Annotated in this window: 1 protein-coding gene and 1 pseudogene; both read left to right on the forward strand. The window is 41.8% G+C overall.

Features of this window, described 5'->3' with window-relative positions; all coding sequences use genetic code 11:
• A pseudogene (locus G4P69_RS38070) lies at positions 1 to 480 on the forward strand (cyclic nucleotide-binding domain-containing protein); the annotation flags it as partial.
• A gap of 63 nt (positions 481 to 543) precedes the next feature.
• Positions 544 to 1,575, forward strand: a 1,032-nt coding sequence (locus tag G4P69_RS38075) for an NHLP bacteriocin system secretion protein (protein WP_208355144.1), incomplete at its 3' end; no start/stop codon positions are given.

Genomic DNA, 1,575 nt, shown 5'->3' on the forward strand with positions numbered 1-1,575 from the left:
CAAGGATCTGTGTCGATCTCCTTTAGTGAAGATACGGGGAGTTCTCTTGCTCGGGTTTTTACACTTCTGGAAGACTCTGATCAAAGCGGCTCCTCTCCGGGATATGAAATAGCTGAGACATCGACTGGTGAAATTTTAGGAGAAACGGCTTTGATCGATGCCCGTCTGCCGACGTATACATTCAAAGCTTTAGAAGATACAAAAGTTTTAGCTATTCAAAAGCAACAGCTATTGATCAAACTTCAGCAAAATCCAGCTATGGGATCTCGTTTATATCGAGTTATCGCTATGCTACTTTCAGGCAGACTTCAAGGGCTAATCAACCGTTTAGGGTATGGCAGAAGTTCCTACCAAGTGGGGCAACGTCTATCTCAGGATGTCAAATACGAAGATGAAATCGATTTGAATGTGATGGACAACATTTTTCTGGGCGGTGCTAGATTTGACTGGATGCTTAAACGCTTGAAAGTTTCGTCTTAAACAATTCAAAATCTAATATTCAAAAAACTTTTTGAGAACAACGCATTCTTACGTCTAACCTGTATGCAAAGTAGTAAAGAAAACAAACTTTTTCGTCAAGAAGCCATAGAACGCTTATCTTCTCCAGAGAGGCTTGACCAGTTGATGGAAGTCGTCAATCCTAGAGCCTGGTTACCTCTAACGACAATTGGCTGCTTAGTCTTCATTGCTGGTGTTTGGAGTGTAGTTGGGCGGATTCCAATCACTGTCAACGGTCAAGGCGTACTCATCCGACCCCGTAGTGTGGTGCCATTTCAAGTACCTAGTGAGGGTCAAATTTTGACACTCAATATAAAGTCAGGAGATACAATTAAGCGTGGGGATTTTATTGGTACAATAGACCAACCCCAATTAAAGCAGCAACTGCTACAAGAGCGTTCAAAGCTATCTGAACTGCTTTCTCAGGTGAAAGAAACCAATGATTTGCAAAAGCGGGGAATTGCGCTCAAACGACAGAACTTAGTAGAACAAAGAGCAGTCCTTGAAGAAAATCTGCGTAACTTCAGGGCGTTTGGACCAATTTTGCAAAGAAAAAGTCTCGATGCCTTAAAGGAAAGGCGTCAAAGCATCCAGCAGAGTCTCACACAAAGCATCAATTTACTTCCGACTATCCAAAAACGGCTTGATATTCGTACTCGCCTTCACCGCGAGCGAGCTATTAGTGAAGATTTGTTACTACAAACCCAACAAGAATATAGAGAAACTCAGACAAAGATATCAGATTTGCAAGCGCAATTGAAAGATCTTGATCGCCAAGAATCTGAGACAACCGCTGAGTACTTGAAAAATCTTAGCTCTATTAAAGATACTAATAACCAAATTCAAAACCTCGACGTGCAAGCAGCTCAACTAAAGCAACAAGATCGAGAGCAGTTCATCGAAAAAAGTAATCAAATTCAAACAACTAAGCGCCGAATCGCCCAACTAGAGTTGGAACTAGCTACAAAAAGTAAAATTATTAGCCAATACAATGGTCGTGTACTAGAAGTTGCCATTGCTCCTGGTCAGACGATCAGTCCTGGTACCCGTATTGCAGCGATTGAAACCGAAAACCCA

This window comes from Aetokthonos hydrillicola CCALA 1050 (assembly GCF_017591665.1).
Lineage (GTDB): Bacteria > Cyanobacteriota > Cyanobacteriia > Cyanobacteriales > Nostocaceae > Aetokthonos > Aetokthonos hydrillicola.